The sequence below is a fragment of the Sphingomonas sp. CCH5-D11 genome, from assembly GCF_001557395.1.
Classification (GTDB): domain Bacteria; phylum Pseudomonadota; class Alphaproteobacteria; order Sphingomonadales; family Sphingomonadaceae; genus Sphingomonas.
Genome location: NZ_LSKH01000326.1, coordinates 1 through 386 on the forward strand (window position 1 = coordinate 1; position 386 = coordinate 386).

General features: G+C 65.5%; 1 protein-coding gene. It reads right to left on the reverse strand.

What is annotated here, in order from left to right; translation table 11 throughout:
• Positions 1-235 (reverse strand): alpha/beta fold hydrolase (locus AX702_RS20235; protein WP_443026315.1); only part of this gene is annotated, 235 nt, incomplete at its 3' end.
• Between the last annotated feature and the right edge of the window lie 151 nt (positions 236-386).

A 386-nucleotide genomic window follows, 5' to 3' on the forward strand; every position in this document is an offset into this window, starting at 1 on the left:
ACGGCGCGATAAACGCCCAGCAGCGCGCATGGGCAAGAAAGCCGTGCGCCATGAGCACGCCCGGCTTTGCGCGGTCGCCCCAGCGCAGGTAGTGGATCTGCGCGCCCTCTACGGTGACGAAGCCTTCTTCCCGCGGAACGGCCAGCGCATCGACGAACCAGTCCGGCAGGTGCGACCCGTCCTCGGCCCATATCGGGTCGATGTCCGACGATCCGGTAGCCTCGGCGGCGCTCATGCCGACAGCCGGAAACCGCTATAGCCCGCCTCGGCGACCGCATCGCAGATCTCGGCATAGCCGACCACAGACGGATAGTTGAGTAGCTGACGCGGTTTGCCTGGGATGTTCGCTCCCATGTACCAGGAATCGGCCTTGGGGAAGAGCGTCA